The 20,334-nt window shown below is 60.8% G+C and carries 18 protein-coding genes; 10 read left to right on the forward strand and 8 right to left on the reverse strand.

Annotated elements, in window-relative coordinates; translation table 11 throughout:
- Nucleotide 1: 1 nt before the first annotated feature.
- The 4 genes from H045_RS01685 to yaaA form a co-directional block, all read right to left on the reverse strand.
- On the reverse strand, nucleotides 2-1,168 hold the full coding sequence (locus tag H045_RS01685; RefSeq protein ID WP_004371911.1) for an alginate biosynthesis protein Alg44: 1,167 nt from the start codon (nucleotides 1,166-1,168) through the stop codon (nucleotides 2-4).
- A 36-nt stretch (nucleotides 1,169-1,204) separates the two neighbouring features.
- Nucleotides 1,205-2,686, reverse strand: a complete 1,482-nt coding sequence (alg8, locus tag H045_RS01690; protein ID WP_162276117.1) for a mannuronan synthase — start codon at nucleotides 2,684-2,686, stop codon at nucleotides 1,205-1,207.
- A gap of 83 nt (nucleotides 2,687-2,769) precedes the next feature.
- Nucleotides 2,770-4,086, reverse strand: coding sequence for a nucleotide sugar dehydrogenase (locus H045_RS01695; protein WP_004371908.1), 1,317 nt, complete (start codon nucleotides 4,084-4,086; stop codon nucleotides 2,770-2,772).
- An 812-nt stretch (nucleotides 4,087-4,898) separates the two neighbouring features.
- Nucleotides 4,899-5,678 (reverse strand): peroxide stress protein YaaA, encoded by a 780-nt coding sequence (gene yaaA / locus H045_RS01700; protein ID WP_015371220.1) that lies wholly within the window; start codon nucleotides 5,676-5,678, stop codon nucleotides 4,899-4,901.
- Nucleotides 5,679-6,077: 399 nt separating this feature from the next.
- Between yaaA and H045_RS01705 the strand changes: the two genes are divergently transcribed.
- The 5 genes from H045_RS01705 to moaE all read left to right on the forward strand — a co-directional run bounded on the left by H045_RS01705 (nucleotide 6,078) and on the right by moaE (nucleotide 10,289).
- Nucleotides 6,078-7,202 carry a polysaccharide deacetylase family protein gene (locus tag H045_RS01705; RefSeq protein ID WP_032870564.1) on the forward strand — a complete coding sequence of 375 codons (1,125 nt, stop codon included), beginning with the start codon at nucleotides 6,078-6,080 and terminating at the stop codon, nucleotides 7,200-7,202.
- Between the two features lie 347 nt (nucleotides 7,203-7,549).
- Nucleotides 7,550-8,944, forward strand: coding sequence for a PhoH family protein (locus tag H045_RS01710; RefSeq protein ID WP_004371901.1), 1,395 nt, complete (start codon nucleotides 7,550-7,552; stop codon nucleotides 8,942-8,944).
- 180 nt (nucleotides 8,945-9,124) lie between these two features.
- Nucleotides 9,125-9,598: a cyclic pyranopterin monophosphate synthase MoaC gene (gene moaC, locus H045_RS01715; protein ID WP_015371221.1), complete on the forward strand. Its 474-nt coding sequence runs from the start codon at nucleotides 9,125-9,127 to the stop codon at nucleotides 9,596-9,598.
- Nucleotides 9,595-9,837: a molybdopterin converting factor subunit 1 gene (gene moaD, locus H045_RS01720; protein WP_004371898.1), complete on the forward strand. Its 243-nt coding sequence runs from the start codon at nucleotides 9,595-9,597 to the stop codon at nucleotides 9,835-9,837. The genes moaC and moaD overlap by 4 nt, the downstream gene beginning before the upstream one ends.
- 2 nt (nucleotides 9,838-9,839) lie before the next feature.
- Nucleotides 9,840-10,289, forward strand: coding sequence for a molybdopterin synthase catalytic subunit MoaE (gene moaE / locus H045_RS01725; RefSeq protein WP_015371222.1), 450 nt, complete (start codon nucleotides 9,840-9,842; stop codon nucleotides 10,287-10,289).
- A 137-nt stretch (nucleotides 10,290-10,426) separates the two neighbouring features.
- On the opposite strand, the gene rhlB is transcribed toward moaE, so the two are convergent.
- Together rhlB and H045_RS01735 are read right to left on the reverse strand one after the other, a co-directional pair.
- Nucleotides 10,427-11,872, reverse strand: coding sequence for an ATP-dependent RNA helicase RhlB (gene rhlB / locus H045_RS01730; protein ID WP_169895156.1), 1,446 nt, complete (start codon nucleotides 11,870-11,872; stop codon nucleotides 10,427-10,429).
- Between the two features lie 96 nt (nucleotides 11,873-11,968).
- Nucleotides 11,969-12,625 (reverse strand): alpha/beta hydrolase, encoded by a 657-nt coding sequence (locus tag H045_RS01735; RefSeq protein ID WP_004371893.1) that lies wholly within the window; start codon nucleotides 12,623-12,625, stop codon nucleotides 11,969-11,971.
- Between the two features lie 346 nt (nucleotides 12,626-12,971).
- Here H045_RS01735 and H045_RS01740 point away from each other — a divergent pair, with 346 nt between their 5' ends.
- From H045_RS01740 to H045_RS01760, 5 genes are all read left to right on the forward strand, one after another.
- The gene (locus H045_RS01740; RefSeq protein ID WP_004371891.1) at nucleotides 12,972-14,003 is read left to right on the forward strand and encodes an amino acid ABC transporter substrate-binding protein; all 1,032 of its coding nucleotides are present in this window, start codon (nucleotides 12,972-12,974) and stop codon (nucleotides 14,001-14,003) included.
- 72 nt (nucleotides 14,004-14,075) lie between these two features.
- Complete coding sequence (locus tag H045_RS01745) at nucleotides 14,076-15,257, forward strand: amino acid ABC transporter permease (RefSeq protein ID WP_004371890.1); 1,182 nt, start codon at nucleotides 14,076-14,078, stop codon at nucleotides 15,255-15,257.
- Nucleotides 15,258-15,267: 10 nt separating this feature from the next.
- On the forward strand, nucleotides 15,268-16,365 hold the full coding sequence (locus tag H045_RS01750; RefSeq protein WP_004371888.1) for an amino acid ABC transporter permease: 1,098 nt from the start codon (nucleotides 15,268-15,270) through the stop codon (nucleotides 16,363-16,365).
- Between the two features lie 11 nt (nucleotides 16,366-16,376).
- Nucleotides 16,377-17,141: an amino acid ABC transporter ATP-binding protein gene (locus H045_RS01755; RefSeq protein WP_003171943.1), complete on the forward strand. Its 765-nt coding sequence runs from the start codon at nucleotides 16,377-16,379 to the stop codon at nucleotides 17,139-17,141.
- 137 nt (nucleotides 17,142-17,278) lie between these two features.
- Nucleotides 17,279-18,544 (forward strand): CynX/NimT family MFS transporter, encoded by a 1,266-nt coding sequence (locus H045_RS01760; protein ID WP_015371223.1) that lies wholly within the window; start codon nucleotides 17,279-17,281, stop codon nucleotides 18,542-18,544.
- 2 nt (nucleotides 18,545-18,546) lie between these two features.
- Here the strand turns inward: H045_RS01760 and H045_RS01765 are convergent, their stop codons facing one another.
- Together H045_RS01765 and H045_RS01770 are read right to left on the reverse strand one after the other, a co-directional pair.
- A complete protein-coding gene (locus H045_RS01765) occupies nucleotides 18,547-19,185 on the reverse strand; it encodes a DUF1120 domain-containing protein (RefSeq protein WP_015371224.1) in 639 nt (212 codons plus the stop codon).
- A gap of 10 nt (nucleotides 19,186-19,195) precedes the next feature.
- Nucleotides 19,196-20,323, reverse strand: coding sequence for a DUF1120 domain-containing protein (locus H045_RS01770; protein WP_015371225.1), 1,128 nt, complete (start codon nucleotides 20,321-20,323; stop codon nucleotides 19,196-19,198).
- Nucleotides 20,324-20,334: the final 11 nt, after the last annotated feature.

Here is a 20,334-nt window from a genome sequence, read left to right on the forward strand (position 1 = left end):
CTTACAGACCGTGAGCCATGGCTTTGTCGATCAGCCAGTTCAGCGACGGGCCACGGTCGCTGGTGACTTCCACCGGGCGGCCGGCGTAGGCGCTGTCCAGCGGTGCATCGGGCTTTATCTGCACGCGGATGTCGGAGGACAGGTCGGCGCTGTTCAGGCTGGAGCTGCTGACGATCGTGCCGGTGCGCACCTGTTCTTCATCGGCCACCTGGAACGTCACCGGGGTGCCTGGGCGCACGTCGCCGAACTGGCGATAGGTGAAGCGCGCTTCCACGTTGGCCTGGGCACCGCGTGGCACCAGTTGGAAGATCACATCGCCTTTGCTGGCGTACTGGCCGTCGGCGACCATTTGCTGGGCAACCACGCAATCGCACGGCGAGGTCAGGGTGCCGGTCATCTGCTTGCCGAACAGTTCCTCAACCTTGGCCGGTTGCAGCTGGTCTTCGTCCAGATGGCCCTTGAGTACGTCGAGCATGCTGGTGCTGAAGGTGGCGAGTGGCGCGCCTTTGGCGGCGACAGCGTCACCTTTGAGCAGGCTCTGCACAGTGCCGTCGCGCGGCATGGTCACGTTCATGCCGGGCACGCTGACCAGGCCGGCCTGGGCGTGGCTGACGAAGTACATGCCGTACACCGATTTGAAGACGAAACCGAACGCAGCAAGGCCGACGATGAAGATACCGGCGCTGAACACCACGGCGCGCAGGCGACCGAACGCGGTCATGCCGCTGCCGCCGTCCTTGACCTTGCGCGCCTTGGTGAAGTTGTCGCGCTGCAGGGTGGCGAGCACGTCGCCCATGGTCACGATGTCGCCGGACAGGTGCGAGGTGATCAGGTGGCGCAGGGTGGAAATATCCTGGGCGTCGAGGTTCTGGAACTGGCAACCGGCGCGGCCGGTCTGGCGGTCGTAGGAGCGGATCTGCAGCTCCACGTCCATCGCCAGGCCGAGGTTGTCGATCACAAATTGCAGACGGCCCTTGTGCACCTCACCGACGGTCAACGGCTGGGTGGCGGTGAACGCCAGGCCGCCGGCGGACAGGTCGATCACCCGTGCTTCGGTCTGGGTGCGGTCGGTGTTGAAAAAGCGCAGCTTGGCCGGGATCTTGACCCGGGCATGTTGGCGCTGGGCTTCGGATTCGTGGACAACGTTGGCGTTTACTTGGCTATTCATCGGTGTAATTCCTAGGTTAATTCAGGCTTGGCAGGGTCAGACCATCATCAAGAGCACGGCGACGAAAATGCTGCCGGCGGAGAAGGTCATGGTCCGAGACGACCAGGTGTTGAACCAACGTTGAAAGCTGGCCAAATCGCGGGTCAGTTTGGTGTCCTGGCGGGTCCAGGACTGTTGATCAAGGCGGAAGAACACGTAGATCTTCACCAGCGCGCCCATGATCTGGTTGTAATAGAGAATCACCGGGTAAGCCGGGCCGATGGTGTGGCCGGAGCACGACAGCAGCAGGGTGAGGATCAGGCGGGTGATGCCGATCCACAGCAGGTACGCGAGGATGAAGGCGCCGCCGTACTTGAAGGTGGCGATGATTGCCACGGTCAGGCCGAGCAGGGAGGTCCACATCGACACGCGCTGGTCGAACAGCACCACGCTGGTGAACAGGCCCAGGCGGCGAACACCCAGGCCCAGGGCTCGGGAGTTCTGGCGCAGGTTGTTGCCGTACCAGCGGAACATCAGCTTGCGGCTGGCCTTGATGAAGCTCTTTTCCGGCGGGTGTTCCACGGTGTTGATCGCGGCGTCCGGCACGTAGAAGGTGTCGTAGCCCAGGCGCATGAGGCTGAACCAGCTGGACTTGTCATCACCGGTGAGGAACTTGAAGCGGCCCAGGCGCCAGTGTTGCAGCGAGTCGCTTTCCACGTCGGCGATAAAGCCCGGGTCGGTGACCACGCGGGCACGGAACACCGACATGCGTCCGGTCATGGTCAGTACGCGCTTGGACAGGGCCATGGAGCACATGTTGATGTGGCGTTGGGCGAAGCGCAGCTTGTGCCATTCGCTCATGATGTAGCCGCCGCGCACTTCGCAGAATTCGTTGGTGGTCAGGCCGCCAACGTTGCCGAACAGCTGGAACCACGGCACGGTCTTGCGCACCACGCCTTCGGCCAGCACGGTGTCGCCATCGATCACGGCCACCACGGCGCGGTCATCCGGCAGGTGACGGGAGATGGCGCGAAAACCAAAGGCCAGGCCGTCGCGCTTGCCGGTGCCGGCGATGCGCACGAAGTCGAGCTTCACATGCTCGGGTGGGTTCATCTTTTCCCAAAGGCTTTTGACCAGCAGCTCATCGGACATTTCCACCAGCGAGCACACCACGGTGGTGGGGAAGCCGCATTCGATGGCTTCGCGGATCACCGAGCTGTAGACCTGTGCGGTGGTCAGCGCATCGATACGAAAACTGGTGACCATCAGGAACACATGGGACGGGTCGGCAGCCTTGCCCAGCTTGCGCACTTTGCGGCGCAGGTGCGGGTACACCACGTACAGAAACAGCATGCCGCGAAAGAAGTGCGTCGCACCCATCGAGTAGCGCCAGATACCCACGGCGCCAATCAGGAAAATAAAATTCTTCGACTCGGAGTCGAACGTACTCGCCGGCAACAGCAGGGCGAGACCCATCAGCAGGCTCAGAAAGAACAGCCAGCCGGCGGATTGGAGCAGTACGTGTTTTAACTTGGACATAAGCGTCATCCGAAGGTGAAGAAGGCTCCGGCTGCACCTGCTGGGGGAGCAGGACAGGTGCAGCGCGGAACTTGCCGTTGCTGTTACCAGCAAATGCCTTCGGTACGACCTGTCGTGCAGGTCGCCTTGGACATAAAGCCCACCAGGTCGATCACTTGCTTGCCGTGCGGTGCGTTCTGCGCCAGCGCGCGGAATTTCTCGTCGCGATTGCCGAGAATGATCACGTCGGAGTTGTTGATCACATCGTCGAAGTCCGAGTTGAGCAGGGACGACACGTGCGGGATCTTGCCTTCGATGTAGTCCTTGTTCGCACCGTGAACACGGGCGTACTCGACGTTGCTGTCGTAGATGCTCAGGTCATAGCCCTTGCCGATCAGCATTTCGGCCAGCTCCACCAGCGGGCTTTCACGCAGGTCGTCGGTGCCGGCCTTGAAGCTCAGGCCCAGCAGGGCGACTTTGCGCTTGTCGTGGCTGGAAACGATGTCGAAAGCGTTCTGCACCTGGGATTCGTTGCTGCGCATCAGCGAGTTGAGCAGCGGCGCTTCCACGTCCAGGGAACCTGCGCGGTACGTCAGGGCGCGCACGTCCTTTGGCAGGCACGAGCCGCCGAACGCGAAGCCCGGGCGCATGTAGTACTGGGACAGGTTGAGGGTCTTGTCCTGGCACACCACTTCCATCACTTCGCGACCGTCGACACCGACGGCCTTGGCGATGTTGCCGATCTCGTTGGCGAAGGTCACTTTGGTGGCGTGCCACACGTTGCAGGTGTACTTGATCATTTCGGCAACGGCGATGTCCTTGCGGATGATCGGTGCGTCGAGCTCTTCGTACAGCGATTGCAGAACATCGCCGGAGGCTTTGTCGAACTCGCCAATGACGGTCATCGGCGGCAGGTCGTAGTCGGCGATGGCAGTGGATTCACGCAGGAATTCCGGGTTGACCGCGACGCCGAAGTCGACACCGGCCTTTTTGCCGGAGCAGTCTTCCAGGATCGGGATAACCACATTGGCCACGGTGCCTGGCAATACGGTGCTGCGCACCACCACGGTATGACGGGTGGTCTTGTCACGCAGCACAAGACCGATTTCACGGCACACGGCTTCGATGTAATCCAGTTCCAGATCGCCGTTTTTCTTGCTTGGCGTGCCGACGCAGATCATCGACAGGTCGGTGTCACGAATCGCTTCGGCGAAGTTGGTGGTGCCACGCAGTCGGCCGGTTTGGATACCCTGGCTCAACAGCTCGCCCAGACCAGGCTCAACGATGGGCGATTTGCCAGCGTTGATCAGGTCGATCTTGTCCTTGGAAATGTCTACGCCAACCACGTCGTGGCCACGGGCAGACAGGCAACCGGCACAGACTGCGCCAACGTAACCCAAACCAAATATGCTGATGCGCATCGCAATTACCTCTGTATTTAAATCATTGCCATTGGATGGCCGGAGTTCATGTTTGCAAGCGTCACTAATGCCGCGAAAGTTAGGCGAATAGACGCCGACTTGCCGCATGCAGGCATGTTGAATAACGAGTGACTAACTATTGCACTCAAGTTGTGCGCAACGTGGCCTTGTTATTGGGGCTTGCCCTCAAATGCAGCCAGCCTTCCTGGGAGAAGGACGTGGCGCCAGTGCCGCAAGACCTTGATAGTGGCTATAAGCCTTTAATTATCAATGGCTTGGGTTGTATCACTGACCCATCAGGGGAAGCTCGGCCTTGGCCTTATAGTGTGTGGCAATGCATCCTTATCGCCGCTCTTAACTAGTGGGTTGGTATTCTGACCCCTGAGCGAAAGTTATTAAGACAACTTCGCTACTTCCGTTGGTCTGCCATGTAAGTCATCTCCTACAGAAACATAGAATTTCGTTACCGGTGGTATGAGCGGTGCTTTGAGATGAAGTTCCTGGCCGCTCATCCTGTTTCTGGAAATTTCTTGAAATATTAGAAAAGATGGCACTGGTATTATATTGATAGCACTTGCTATTTAAGCCAGTAATTGTGGGGAGATGGTGCGCGGAGATGGTTTTTTGCCACTAGTGTTTTGGAAAATGGGTGCCACTGCGAAAAAAATCGACGAATGTCGAGTGAAAGATTTTTCAGGATTTCATGTGAATTTTTTTTGACGTCAAAAAGACGGCGTTTTGCTGCGGGAGATGCGGGAGGAGGGCGGGAAGGTACCCGCTCCCGTCTTTGAGCGCTCAATGTGTGTCAGGCTTTATTCCGGTGCATGATCGCGCAGGAACACCAGCGTGTCCGGCTTGGACTGCTGCGCATTGAAGCGATAACCCTGCATCTCGAACTGCTTGAGTTTGGCCGGATCGTTGATGCGTTCTTCGATGACAAAGCGGCTCATCATGCCCCGTGCTTTTTTCGCGTAGAAGCTGATGATTTTGTACTGGCCGTTCTTCAGGTCCTTGAACTCGGTATTGATGATGCGGGCGTTCAAAGCCGTGCGTTTGACCGCAGAGAAGTATTCGTTGGAAGCCAGGTTGAGCAGCACGTCATCACCTTGTGCGGCCAGCGCTTCGTTGAGCCACTCGCTGATGCGCGTGCCCCAGAAAGCGTACAGGTCCTTGCCACGGGCGTTGGCGAGTTTAGTGCCCATTTCCAGGCGGTACGGCATCATCAGGTCGAGCGGACGCAGCAGGCCGTAGAGGCCTGAAAGCATGCGCAGGTGGTCCTGGGCGTAGCTGAAATCGGCGTCGCTCAAGGTGTCGGCGTTGAGACCGGTGTAGACGTCGCCCTTGAACGCAAGCAGCGCCTGCTTGGCGTTTTCGGGGGTGAAGGAGGGCGTCCAGCTGCCGAAGCGCGCGGCGTTGAGACCGCCGATCTTGTCGGAGACGTGCATCAATTCGCTGATTTGCGCTGGGGTCAGGTCGCGTAATTGCTCGATCAGCTCCTGGGAGTGGTCCAGGTATTGCGGCTGCGTGAATCGCTGGGTGGCCGGGGGGGATTCGAAGTCCAGGGTTTTGGCGGGGGAAATGACCGTCAGCATGGGTTGGCTCCTATAGTCGTTGGGAGGATTGTAGGGGGTTGAGGGGATTGGGGGTATATCCGTTGCTGCGGTAATGGCTGATATGGGCTGCGCCCTTGCGGCGCGCCCCAGATCAAGATCAAGAGCGCGACTGCCTTAAAGCCGACCGGAATGGTTTGCCGAACGCTATCAAAATGTGGGAGGGGGCTTGCTCCCGATAGCAGTGGGTCAGCTACAAATAAGCTGACTGACCTAGCTCATCGGGAGCAAGCCCCCTCCCACATTTGGATCTCCACTTGTCTGATGGATATCACACTGCTTTTGCTCTGGCTTTTGATCTTGATCTCAAGCGCCCTGCCCACCCCAATCCCACGAGTCGATCAGCTATAGTGCCCAACCATTCAGGAAGGGAGTCCCCCTGTGCGATTAGCACTTTTATTGTCTGCATGCCTGCTATGCCTGAACGCCCAAGCCGCCCCCGCTGACGTTGCCAGCCTGGACCGCGGCACCTGGCCCGAAAAGCTCGGCAGCCCGGCGCTGTTCGACGTAGCCTCACGCGCCGAAATCCTGATGTTCTCCCGCAGCCTGCTGGCCAGCGAGTCCCTTGACGAACCCTCGCTCAAACAGCGCCTGGGCTTGAAGATCATCAACCTGGCCGCCATCGACGACCTGCGCCGCCAACTGTGGAAGCGCCTGCTGGCAAACTACATCTTCGCCCAGCAGAGCTGCGAGGAAGATGCCTCGTTCTGCTACCTGGTGGAGAGCATGGACGACCTGCGCGAGCAGGCCGGCAAGCTTGAGCTCAGCGAAGACTCCTTCTATATAGGGTGGGCCGCCCCGAGCCATGCCTTCCATGAGCGTTACCTGGACGAGCTGCTGCGCAAGGCGGCCCTGTTCCCGCAGATCAGCAGCGAAGTTGCGCGCTTCGGCGACCATGAACGCAACGGCGACGAGTTCAACGACCGCGTGTTCCTGCTCACCTTCGATGGCGGGCCGGCTGCGGTCGGCGGCAATACCGACTGGCTTGCCGACTACCTGCGCAAACAGAAAATGAACGCAACCTTCTTCGTGCTCGGCAGCAGTCTGCAAACCCGTGTGGAGCGCAGCTCGGCCAGCGACGTGCAGGCGTTGTATCAGGGGCAGTGCGTGGGGACTCAGGGTTGGCAGTACCGCTCCCACAGCCACTGGGTTGACTGGCAAAGCTCCATCACCCGCAGTGCCACGCTGGCGCAGAACCTGATGCCGGAAAACTATGTGCCGCAGTTCCGGCCGCCCTATGGGCAGCGCCGTGCCGACAGCCAGGGGTTTTTCCAGTCACAGGGTTTGCAGGTGGCGTTGTGGGATATCGATTCCCAGGACGAGCCGGGCAAGCTCAAGGCCGATGAGTCGGCGCAGCGGGTGCTCACCCTGATGCTGTTATGGCGCAAAGGCGTGATCGTATTCCACGACACCCAGGACCGGGCGCGGCTGGCATTGCCGATGTTGCTGCATGAAACGGCGCAGAGCGGGCTGGGCTGGCAGGACTGTCGGGAGGCGTTTCGCTGAAAAGCGCAAGTGCCCGGCCCTGTTGGGGATCAGGCGTTTTTGGGGCGATTTTTCAAAGCATTTCAAGGCAGGCTGACTTCCGACTTTAGCGGGGTAGGTGGCACTCGGCTAGTGCTATTCGTCATCCTGAAAAATAAACTTCAAAAAAACGTCAAAGTGCTTTTTTCTGTCATGGGTTTTGCGGTATTACGAAGTCAGACCGCCGAACCCTGCAACACAGGTGGCGTCTTCCAAGACTCCTCCTGTGGGCAATGCACTTGACGTCACTCAGGTGTGTGCGGTGGTCGAATCGAGGCGCAGCACCGCTCAGGTATTGCGTCGAATGGCTCCCACAAAGGTGACCGAGTATGGATGATCATGGACGTAACCCTTCTTCCGACCAGCCAATCCTTTATGTGCTTGATACCAACGTACTGATCCACGATCCAAACGCACTGCTTAACTTCGAAGAACATCACGTCGCCATCCCCATGATCGTGCTTGAGGAACTCGACAAACTCAAAAGCGGGCACCACAGCGTGGCCGCCGAATGCCGCCAGGCCATTCGCCTGATCGACAAGACGCTGGGCGAGGCTTCGCCTGAAGACGTTGAAGTGGGCGTGCCGATCCAGCGTGGCAAAAGCGGACCCAAGGGCCTGCTGTCGATCCTGATGAGCAAACGCGGCGAGCCCAACAGCCTGCTGCCGGAAAACCTCAACGACAACAAGATCATCAATCAATTGATCGACCTGCACGCGCGCGACAAGGACCTGCGTCTGGTGCTGGTGACCAAAGACATCAATATGCGCCTCAAGGCCCGTGCATGCGGGATCGCGGCCGAGGATTACAGCACCGATCAACTGGTCGACGACGTCTCGATGCTCTCGCGCGGGTATCACACGGTGCCGGGCTCGTTCTGGGACCTGGTCGCCAAGGTCGAGACCCGTCAGGATCATGGCCGTACCTGGCACCAGGTGCAGTTGATCGACAATCTGCCCTCCGTGCACATCAACGAATTCATCGTCGACGAGCAGGGCTTTGTGGGCTGGATCAAAGAGATCCAGGTCGACAAGCTGCTGATCCTCGACCTGCATCAAGAGCCCCTGTTGCACCAGGAAGCCTGGGGCCTGAAACCGCGTGACATCTACCAGAGCCTGGCGCTGTATGCGTTGCTCGACCCGGACATCCACCTGGTCAACCTGACCGGCGCCGCGGGCTCGGGCAAAACAATCCTCGCCCTGGCGGCGGCCATTGAACAGACGATGGTCACCAAGCGCTATCGCCGCATTATCGCGACCCGCAGTGTGCAGGGCCTGGACCAGGAGATCGGCTTTCTGCCCGGCACCGAGGCGGAAAAAATGGAGCCGTGGCTGGGGGCGATCACCGACAACCTCGAAGCCTTGCACATGGATGATGAAAACACCCATGGCAGCGTCGACTACATCCTCAGCAAAGTGCCGTTGCAGTTCAAATCCCTCAACTACATTCGAGGTCGCAGCTTCCAGCAAAGCCTGATCCTGATCGATGAATGCCAGAACCTCACGCCGCATCAGATGAAAACCATCATCACCCGTGCCGGCGCCGGTTCCAAAGTGGTGTGCCTGGGCAACCTGGCACAGATCGACACCCCTTACCTGTCCGCGACCAGCTCCGGGCTGACTTACCTGACGGAACGTTTCAAGGACTTCCCGAACGGCGTGCATATTGCGCTGCAAGGGGTACCACGGTCGATTCTGGCGGAATACGCCGAATCTCACCTATAAACGCGGTCAATGTGGGAGCTGGCTTTTTGTGGGAGCTGGCTTGCCTGCGATAGCAACACCTCGGTTTCCCTGATCCACCGAGGTGCCTGCATCGCAGGCAAGCCAGCTCCCACACAAGCCGGCTCCCACATTTATTGTGTGTAAGGTTTACAATCGGTGCTCCTGTTCAGGAGTAACGCTGTGCTGACTCATCTCGATTCCCAAGGTCGCGCCCATATGGTCGACGTCACCGACAAGTCCGTGACGTTCCGTGAGGCGGTGGCCCAAGCGCGGGTGCGCATGCTGCCGGCCACCCTGCAAATGATTGTCAACGGCGCCCACCCCAAGGGCGACGTGTTCGCCGTGGCCCGCATCGCCGGGATCCAGGCGGCGAAAAAAACCAGTGACTTGATCCCCTTGTGCCACCCGCTGATGCTCACCGGCGTCAAGGTCGAACTCAGCGCCGAAGGTGCGGACGCGGTGCTGATCGTGGCGCGCTGCAAGCTCTCCGGGCAGACCGGCGTGGAGATGGAAGCGTTGACCGCCGCGAGTGTCGCGGCGTTGACGATCTACGACATGTGCAAGGCCGTGGATCGCGGCATGACCATCGAAAGTGTGCGCCTGCTGGAAAAGCTCGGTGGCAAGAGCGGGTACTTCAAGGCGGAGGAGCAATGAGTATCAACGTGCTGTTTTTTGCGCGCTACGCCGAAGCGGTGGGCTTTGATTCGCTGGAGATGGAAGGTGATTTCGCCACCGTCGATGCAGTGCGCCTGGCGTTGGCCAGTGACCCGGAGTTTGCAGTGCTCAATGAGTCCAGTCTGATGTGTGCGCGCAACGAAGAGCTCTGCTCGCTGGACGAGCCCGTGCAGGCCGGTGATGAAGTGGCGTTTTTCCCCCCCGTGACGGGAGGCTGAACATGGCGATTCGTGTGCAGGCCAACGCCTTTGATCCGGGCGCCGAAGTCAATGCGATGCACGCGGCCAATGCCGGTGTGGGCGCGGTGGTCAGTTTTGTCGGCTATGTGCGCGACTTCAATGATGGGCGCGACGTGTCGGGGATGTTTCTCGAGCACTATCCCGGCATGACCGAAAAGGCCCTGGCCAAAATCGCCGTGGAGGCCGAGCAGCGCTGGCCGTTGCTCAAGCTGGAAGTGCTGCACCGCATTGGCGCGCTGGAGCCGGGCGAGCCGATTGTGTTTGTCGCGGCCGCCAGTGCCCATCGCCAGGCCGCGTTCGATGCCTGTGCGTTTGTGATGGATTACCTGAAGACCCGGGCGCCATTCTGGAAGAAGGAAAACACGCCGGACGGGCCACGCTGGGTGGAAGGGCGCAGCAGTGATCACGCGGCAGCTGATCGCTGGAAGTAAATGGTTCAAGGTCAATGGATATCTAAATGTGGGAGCGGGCTTGCTCGCGAAAGCGGTAGATCAGTCAGTACATTTTTAACTGACAGACCGCATTCGCGAGCAAGCCCGCTCCCACATTTTTGACTGCATTCCAAGGCTTAAGGGCGCTTGCGCTCGACGGCTCGCAACAGATGCGTCGACGGCGTTTCACAGCTGATCTTGCGCCCCAGCAGCGTTTCGATCGACGGCAACTGATACGAGTCGTCTTCCCCGGCAAAGCTGATCGACACGCCTGCGGCACCCGCACGACCGGTTCGGCCAATGCGGTGCACGTAGTCGTCCGGCACTTCCGGCAGGGTGAAGTTGATCACGTGGCTGATGCCGTCGATGTGAATCCCGCGCCCGGCCACATCGGTGGCCACCAGCACGCGAATCTTGCCTTCGCGGAAGCCTTCCAGGGTCTTGATGCGCTTGTGTTGTGGCACGTCGCCCGACAGTTGCGCGGCGTTGACGCCATCGCGCACCAGGCGCTCTTCGATGCGGCGCACTTCATCCTTGCGGTTGGCGAACACCATCACGCGCTCCCAACCGTTGTCGTTGATCAGGTTGTAGAGCAGCTTGTACTTGTCGGCACCGGCCACGGCGTAGATGTGCTGCTCGACGTTTTCGCTGGCGACGTTCAGCGCCTCGATCTCGACGATGGACGGGTCAGTGGTCCACTGCTTGGCGAGGTTCATCACGTCTTCGGTGAAGGTCGCGGAGAACAGCAGGGTCTGGCGCTCGTTTTTCGGCGGAGTCTGGCGAATGATCTGCCGCACTTGCGGGATGAAGCCCATGTCGAGCATACGGTCGGCTTCGTCCAGCACCATCACTTCGACCATGTCCAGGTGCACGTCGCCGCGCTGGTTGAAGTCGAGCAGGCGTCCTGGAGTGGCCACAAGGATGTCGCAGTGGCGCGCTTCGAGGTGCTTGAGCTGCTTGTCGAAGTCCATGCCGCCCACGAACGTCATGACATTGAGGCCGGTGTACTTGGTCAGGTCGGCGGCGTCCTTGGCGATCTGCACCACCAGCTCGCGGGTGGGGGCGATGATCAGCGCGCGCGGTTCACCCATGTAGCGTTCTTTGGGCGGCGGCGTTTGCAACAGCTGGGTGATGATCGAAATGAGGAACGCGGCGGTCTTGCCGGTGCCTGTCTGGGCGCGGCCTATGGCGTCCTTGCCGGCGAGGGTAAAGCCCAGCACTTGTGCCTGGATCGGCGTGCAGTACGGGAAGCCCAGGTCCTGGATGGCGTGCATCAGTTCCGGAGCGAGCTTGAAGTCGTGGAAGCGGGTCTTGCCTTCCTGGGGCTCGACGACGAAGTCTTCGAGTTTCCAGGGGATCACTACCGGTTTGGGCTTGGGCGCACGTTCGCGAGGTGGCCTGGCAGCGGCGACGGGTTCCACCGGTGCGGCAGGTTCAGGCGGCCGGGCAGCCGGTGCGCTACGCGCTGGCTGCTGAGCCTCGGTGCGGCGGGGGGCGGCAGGGGCAGGCGCACTGGCAACTGGCGCGAGCGGCTCAGCCTCGCTTTTGCCGAACATCTTCTTGAGTGCTTTGAGCACGGTGATCTCATTAAATGGGTTAAGGAATGTACGCCGGCCAGTGTAATGCAAGAATCGGGCGCGGCGTAGTGCGTCTGTCATACGGCTACATAAACGCCGGTTTCAGCTCAGTCGTGCGAGCAACCAGGCGCCGATGTCGTGGATCTCCTGAGGTAACACTTCGTGGCCCATTGGGTATTCCTGCCATGTCACGGTGACACCACGGCTCTTTAAATGCTCGAAGGCGCTGCGGCCCATCGCGTTCTGCACCACCTCATCGTGCTGACCGTGCAGGCACAGCGCCGGAATGCGCTGCTGGCTGGCAGACAATTGCAGCTCATTGTCGAAAGTGGGCGCATAGGTAGAGAGGGCGATCACGCCACCCAGCGGCCCCTGCCAGTTCAGATACGCGGTGTGAAAAACCACCGCGCCGCCCTGGGAAAACCCTGCGAGAAAAATCCGCGAGGCGTCTATTCCGGTTCTCTTCTGCGCTTCGATGAGGTCCGTGACCATGTGCGTGGACGCGTCCAGCTCTTCAAGGCTGATCGAGCGCGCCGGGCTCATGGCCTTGATGTCGTACCAACTGGGCATCGCGTAACCGCCGTTGATCGTCACCGCACGGGTCGGTGCCTGGGGCAGGACAAAGCGGGTCGACAGCAGGGTTTCCTGCAGCGCTTCGGCCACCGGCATGAAGTCGTAGCGATCAGCGCCCAGGCCATGCAGCCAGATAACGCAGGCGTCTGCGGGCTTGGCGGGCTGAAGAATCAAGGGGTCGGTCATGTCTGCTCCATAAATGTGCGAGCGCTCCGATTGAGTGCGTCGGAACGGTGCGTAACGGGTGGATTTGTTAATAAAGTGTCGCAAGGTTGAATCTTTTGCTCTTGACCGTGTGCTGAATCGACTCAGTCGTCACTCTGGTACGGCGCTTGCTATGCACACAGCGATGTCAGGTCTCTTCCACGTCGGTAACACTATCAGTGACGCCGCTTGTGGGATAGCAACTGGACTTATAGCGACAGCCTCAAACCGTTTGACCCCAAAAAAAGCCAACACGGGTCAAAGTCGCCTCAAAAGGGTGCGGTGGGGTTCGAGCTCCGACACAACAAGAGCAAAACTGGAGGTTTGAATGAAGGTATTGAAATCCACCCTGGCCATCGTGACCGCGGCCGCTGTATTGGGTGTCAGTGGTTTTGCCCAAGCCGGCGCCACCCTGGACGCCGTGCAGAAGAAAGGCTTTGTGCAATGTGGCGTGAGTGACGGCCTGCCGGGTTTCTCGGTACCGGATGCCAGCGGCAAGATCCTCGGGATCGATGCTGACGTTTGCCGTGCTGTAGCCGCCGCCGTGTTTGGCGACGCGACCAAGGTCAAGTTCAGCCAGTTGAATGCCAAGGAGCGTTTCACCGCGCTGCAATCGGGCGAAGTGGACATTCTGTCGCGCAACACCACCATGACCAGCTCTCGCGACGCGGGCATGGGCCTGAAATTCCCGGGCTTCATCACCTACTACGACGGCATCGGCTTTCTGGTAAACAACAAGCTGGGCGTTAAAAGTGCCAAGGAACTGGACGGTGCAACCATCTGCATCCAGGCCGGTACCACCACCGAGCTGAACGTTTCCGACTACTTCCGTGGCAACGGTCTGAAATACACCCCGATCACCTTCGACACCTCCGATGAAAGCGCCAAGTCGCTGGAATCCGGGCGTTGCGACGTGCTGACCTCCGACAAGTCCCAACTGTTCGCCCAGCGCAGCAAGCTGGCCTCGCCGAAGGACTACGTGGTTCTGCCGGAAACCATTTCCAAGGAGCCGCTGGGCCCGGTCGTGCGTAACGGCGACGACGAGTGGCTGGCCATCGTGCGCTGGGTTGGCTACGCCATGCTCAACGCTGAAGAAGCCGGCATCACCTCGAAGAACGTTGAAGCTGAAGCCAAGTCCACCAAGAACCCGGACGTTGCACGTCTGCTCGGTGCCGACGGCGAATACGGCAAAGACTTGAAAGTGAAGAAAGACTGGGTCGTGCAGATCGTCAAGCAAGTCGGTAACTACGGCGAAGTGTTCGAGCGCAACCTGGGCAAGAGCACCCCGCTGGAAATCGACCGCGGCCTGAACGCACTGTGGAACAACGGCGGTATCCAGTACGCGCCCCCTGTGCGCTGATCGCTGATGGTTCTGTCACCCGGTGGGCCAACCGCCGGGTGATGTTCTGTTCCATTCTTTTCGGGGCACTTCATGCAAAATCAAATCGGCGCACCCAAGCAGAAGCTCAGCTTCAGCGATCCCAAAGTGCGTGCGTGGCTCTTCCAGATCATCACGATTGTGGCGGTGGTCTCCCTGGGCTGGTACCTCTTCAACAATACCCAGACCAACCTTCAGCACCGGGGCATCACCTCGGGGTTCGACTTTCTTGAGCGCAGTGCCGGCTTCGGCATCGCGCAGCACCTGATCGACTACACCGAATCGGACAGCTATGCCCGGGTGTTTGTGATCGGCTTGCTCAACACCTTGCTGGTGACTGTGATCGGTGTGGTCCTGGCGACCCTGCTGGGTTTCATCATCGGCGTGGCGCGCCTGTCGCCCAACTGGATGATCAACAAGCTGGCGACGGTGTATGTGGAAGTGTTCCGCAACATCCCGCCGTTGCTGCAGATCCTGTTCTGGTACTTCGCGGTGTTCCTGACCATGCCGGGGCCGCGCAACAGCCATAACTTCGGCGATACCTTCTTCGTCAGCAGCCGGGGCCTGAACATGCCGGCGGCGCTGGCCGCCGACGGGTTCTGGCCGTTCGTGATCAGTGTGGTGCTCGCCATCGTTGCTATCGTGTTGATGGCGCGCTGGGCCAACAAGCGCTTCGAGGCCACGGGCGTACCGTTCCACAAGTTCTGGGCCGGCCTTGCGCTGTTCATCGTGATCCCGGCGTTGTGCGCCTTGATCTTCGGCGCGCCGCTGCACTGGGAAATGCCAAAACTGCAAGGCTTCAACTTCGTTGGCGGCTGGGTATTGATCCCCGAACTGCTGGCGCTGACGTTGGCGCTGACGGTCTATACGGCGGCGTTCATCGCCGAGATCGTGCGGTCGGGCATCAAGTCCGTCAGCCACGGCCAGACCGAAGCCGCCCGCTCCCTGGGCCTGCGCCCTGGGCCGACGCTGCGCAAGGTCATCATTCCGCAGGCGCTGCGGGTGATCATTCCGCCGCTGACCAGCCAATACCTGAACCTGGCGAAAAACTCGTCACTGGCCGCCGGAATCGGTTACCCGGAAATGGTTTCGCTGTTTGCCGGCACGGTACTCAACCAGACTGGCCAGGCGATTGAAGTCATTGCCATCACCATGAGCGTGTACCTGGCGATCAGCATCAGCATTTCCCTGCTGATGAACTGGTACAACAAGCGCATTGCGCTGATCGAGCGGTGAGGAAACCTGCATGAGTTCGCATACGTTCAAACCTGATATGCCGCCGCCGAACAAAGTCTTCGGGCCGATGGCATGGATGCGCGCCAACCTGTTCTCCAGCTGGCTCAATACCCTGCTGACCCTGTTGGCGTTTTACCTGATCTATCTGGTGGTCCCGCCGATCCTGAACTGGGCCATCCTTGACGCCAACTGGGTGGGTACGACTCGCGCCGATTGCACAAAGGAGGGCGCCTGCTGGGTGTTCATCCAACAGCGCTTCGGGCAGTTCATGTATGGCTACTACCCGGGCGACCTGCGCTGGCGTGTGGACCTCACCGTGTGGCTGGCCATCGTTGGCGTGGCGCCGTTGTTCATCTCGCGTTTTCCGCGCAAGGCGATCTACGGCCTGGGCTTTCTGGTGCTGTACCCGATCATCGCGTTCTTCCTGCTGCACGGCGGCGCTTTCGGCCTGACCAACGTGGCAACCAGCCAATGGGGCGGCCTGATGCTGACCCTGGTGATCGCCACCGTCGGCATTGCTGGCGCGTTGCCGCTGGGCATCGTGCTGGCCTTGGGCCGACGCTCGAACATGCCGGCGATTCGGGTGGTCTGCGTGACCTTCATCGAATTCTGGCGCGGCGTGCCGTTGATCACGGTGCTGTTCATGTCCTCGGTGATGCTGCCGTTGTTTTTGCCTGAAGGCATGGGCATCGACAAGCTGCTGCGGGCATTGATCGGCGTGATCCTGTTCCAGTCGGCCTACGTGGCCGAGGTGGTGCGCGGCGGTCTGCAAGCGATCCCTAAAGGTCAGTATGAAGCCGCTGCGGCGATGGGCCTGGGTTACTGGCGCAGCATGGGCCTGGTGATTTTGCCGCAAGCCCTGAAGATGGTGATTCCCGGCATCGTCAACACGTTTATCGCGTTGTTCAAGGACACCAGCCTTGTGATCATCATCGGCCTGTTCGACCTGCTCAACAGCGTCAAGCAAGCTGCCGCCGACCCGAAATGGTTGGGTATGGCCACTGAGGGCTACGTGTTCGCCGCCCTGGTGTTCTGGATTTTCTGTTTTGGTATGTCGCGCTATTCCATTCATTTGGAACACAAGCTCGACACAGGCCACAAGCGTTAGGAGTTGATGTGATGAGCGAAGCGATCAAACAGCCTGTGAGTCCTGAAGGCATTATCCAGATGCAGGGCGTCAACAAGTGGTACGGCCAGTTCCACGTGTTGAAAGACATCAACCTCAACGTCAAACAGGGCGAGCGTATCGTGCTGTGCGGTCCGTCGGGTTCGGGCAAGTCCACCACCATCCGCTGCCTCAACCGTCTGGAAGAGCACCAGCAGGGCCGCATCGTGGTCGATGGCGTGGAACTGACCAACGACCTCAAGCAGATCGAAGCGATCCGCCGTGAAGTGGGCATGGTGTTCCAGCACTTCAACCTGTTCCCGCATCTGACCATCCTGCAGAACTGCACGCTGGCGCCGATGTGGGTGCGCAAGATGCCCAAGCGCAAGGCCGAGGAAATCGCCATGCACTACCTGGAGCGCGTGCGTATTCCGGAGCAGGCGCACAAGTTTCCGGGGCAACTGTCCGGCGGCCAGCAACAGCGTGTGGCGATTGCCCGCGCGCTGTGCATGAAACCCAAGATCATGCTGTTCGACGAACCGACCTCGGCTCTCGACCCGGAAATGGTCAAAGAGGTGCTGGACACCATGATCGGCCTGGCCGAAGACGGCATGACCATGTTGTGCGTAACCCACGAAATGGGTTTTGCGCGCACCGTGGCCAACCGCGTGATCTTCATGGACAAGGGCGAAATCGTGGAACAGGCGGCGCCGAACGACTTCTTCGACAACCCGCAGAACGATCGGACCAAGTTGTTCTTGAGCCAGATTCTGCATTGATCGATGGTTGAATGAATAAACCCGGCCTGGTGCCGGGTTTATTTTTGCCTGTAGGCTGTAGGGCTATTCGCCAGTTGCTCGGTCATTTGCGCCACGCACCTGTCAGACCTTGTTTTTTCTTTTCCTACAGTTGATCCATGAGCCCTCAAGCCCAACGCACGCCCGACCTGGAAGCACTCCTGATTGACGCCGAAGCCGACGACGATGCGGTGCAACAGGCGCCTGCGCCTGTGACTCGCCCGTGGCTGTTGCTGCTGGGCCTGATCCTGGTGGCGCTGAATCTGCGCCCGGCATTGTCGAGCCTCGCACCGCTGCTCAGCCAGGTGTCCGATAGCCTTGGGTTATCGGCGGCTCGGGCCGGGTTGCTGACCACCTTGCCGGTGTTGTGCCTGGGCCTGTTCGCGCCGCTGGCGCCGATCCTGGCGCGGCGGTTTGGCGCCGAGCGCGTGGTGCTGGGCGTTTTGCTGATGCTGGCCGCCGGTATCACCCTGCGCAGTGCGTTCGGTGAAGTGGGCCTGTTTAGTGGCAGCCTGCTCGCCGGGGCGAGCATCGGCGTTATCGGCGTGTTGTTGCCGGGCATCGTCAAGCGCGACTTCGCCAGGCAGGCCGGCGCGATGACCGGCGTGTACACCATGGCGCTGTGCCTCGGCGCGGCGTTGGCGGCGGGGGCGACGGTGCCGTTGAGCCATTACTTTGCAGACGACTGGTCGCTCGGTCTGGGGTTCTGGATGCTGCCGGCGCTGTTCGCAGCGTTGTGCTGGCTGCCTCAGGCCCGGCGCAAACACGCGACCCACCAGGTCACCGCGCGGGTCAAGGGCCTGCTGCGCGATCCGCTGGCCTGGCAAGTGACCTTGTACATGGGCCTGCAATCGTCGCTGTCGTACATCGTGTTTGGCTGGATGCCATCGATCCTGATGGGGCGGGGCCTGAGCGCCACAGACGCGGGTTTGGCGCTGTCCGGTTCCATCATTGTGCAACTGCTCAGTGCACTGACCGCGCCGTGGCTGGCCACGCGTGGCAAGGATCAGCGCCTGGCAATTGTGGTGGTGATGGTCATGACGCTCGGCGGGCTGTTCGGCTGCCTGTACGCGCCGATCGACGGCCTCTGGGGCTGGGCGGTTTTGCTCGGCCTGGGGCAGGGCGGTACGTTCAGTCTGGCGCTGACCCTGATCGTGTTGCGCTCGCGGGACGCCCACGTGGCGGCCAGCTTGTCGGGCATGGCCCAGGGTATCGGCTACACCCTGGCGTCAATGGGGCCGTTGGCCGTGGGTGTGATCCACGACGTCACCGGCGGCTGGAGTGCGGTCGGCTGGGTGTTTGGCGTGATCGGCGTGGCCGCCATCATCGCAGGCCTCGGCGCCGGCCGCGCGCTGTACGTGGGTGCCGGCAGCGCGCGGCGCTGAAACTACAGGTAAACCACTTCAAGAGTGGCCGACCCGTCCATCAGCGTCTCCACGCTCAGATCGAGGTTTTTGCGCGCGTTAAGCGTGGCTTCCAGTGTCAGCGTGCTGGTCAGGCTGCGGATGGCCGACGGCCCGGCTACGCTGCCCATCAGGTCGGTGAACCCCAAGAGGCTGCGTGAGCCAATGTCGATGGGGTTGAGGTTGGCGGTGCGCCAGGCGACCCCGCCGGTGGTGGACTCGGTGCCGTACACCACGCTCATGTCGTCGACGACGGTTTGTTTCGGGTCAACGCTCACCGAGTACACACCGATCTTGTTACCGCTGGTGTCCAACCCCAGGCCGTAGAAAATTTCGCTGTTGACGTGGGCCGTGCCGTCGCGGTTATCGCGCATGCGCAGGGCGAAGCGGCCGGGGGCATTGCAGCTGACCGTCAGGGTCAGGGACTTGAGGGGCAGACGCGTGCCGACCTCCTCGTTGAGGTCGTTGCGCGAGATCTTGCCGAAGTCCACGTGCCCGCCGCTCGACAGCAACGGCGTGCACGCCATCGGCGTAATCAGGCCCTTGACGCTCAGGTCGACCGTGGAGGCGGCGTGCGCGGTGCCTGCCAGCAAAGGCAATACAGCAAATAGCAGGGGGTTCATGGCGGTGCTCCTAGGGGTAGTGAAGTTCGAGGGTGGCCGCGCCATCCAGCTGCACCTCGCTGCCCAGGTCCAGGGAACCCAGCGGTGCGATCACCGCTTCCAGGCTCGCAGTGGCGCTGAGTTGTTTGATCGGCACGGGGCCGCTGGTACTGCCGGCGCTGGTGCTGAAACCCAGGTAACGGCTGGCGCCTATCGCCAAGGGAAGGGCGCTGGCGCTGCTCCAGGCCGAGGTGCCCGTGGCCGAGTCGGTGCGATACAGCTGCGGCCAGCTGTCGGCGGTGGTGCGCGTGGGATCGAATATCAGGCGGTAGCGGCCAATCCTGTTTTGCCGGGCGTCCAGGCCCAGGCCGAAGAGAGTGTCGTCCGCGGGCCCCGTGGCCGAGCCGAGGCGGTTGTCCCCCAGGCGCAGGGTGAAGGCGCTGGGCGCATCGCAGGCGACGCTGACGATCAAGGGACGTGCGGGCAGCGCGGTCTCCTTGTCCATGTTCAGGTCCATCACCGAGAGTTTGCCGAAGTCCACCGTGCCGCCCCCGGACAGGCTCGGCGTGCAGGCCGCCGGGGCGAAGCGTGCCTGCAGGCGCAGTTCCCGCGAGCGGCCGGCGTTGATTGCGTCGAACACGCCTTGAGTGTCCCAGGTGACAGCGTCGTTGACCTGCGAGGCTGCTTCGCTGGCCCAGGCGCTGATCTGGATCTGCACTGACAGGCTGCGACCCCCCGCGGCTACCCCGGCGCGTAGCGGCACGATGCCGTGTTCCGGACGCCAGCGCAGGCTTGTCGCGGTCTGGACCGGGGGCTGGCCGCTGCCGGCGAGCAGGCCCAATTCCACGCCTTGACCGTCGAGCAGCGCATCGCTCACCTGCAGGCTGTAACTGCCGCGAGGGGTAAACGCGAAGCGCTCAAGGTCTGCTGCCATGGCGCGATAGAACAGGCTCATGTCGGTGGGGTTGGGACAGTTCAGGGTCAGGCCCAAACGCCGTTCGCCCAACGAACGCTCGGTGGCTGGCGTGAGGGCGAGCGCGCGGTTCATCTGGCCGAAATCCACCCTCGGTTCGCTCAGGTGCAACTGGCACTCATCGGCGCCCCAGGCATTGGCAGCCTGCAGAAGGGCGAGGGCGAGCAAGGCAGGTTTCATGCCCATGGTGAGAGTCC

The sequence above is a fragment of the Pseudomonas poae RE*1-1-14 genome (genome assembly GCF_000336465.1).
Lineage (GTDB): Bacteria > Pseudomonadota > Gammaproteobacteria > Pseudomonadales > Pseudomonadaceae > Aquipseudomonas > Aquipseudomonas poae.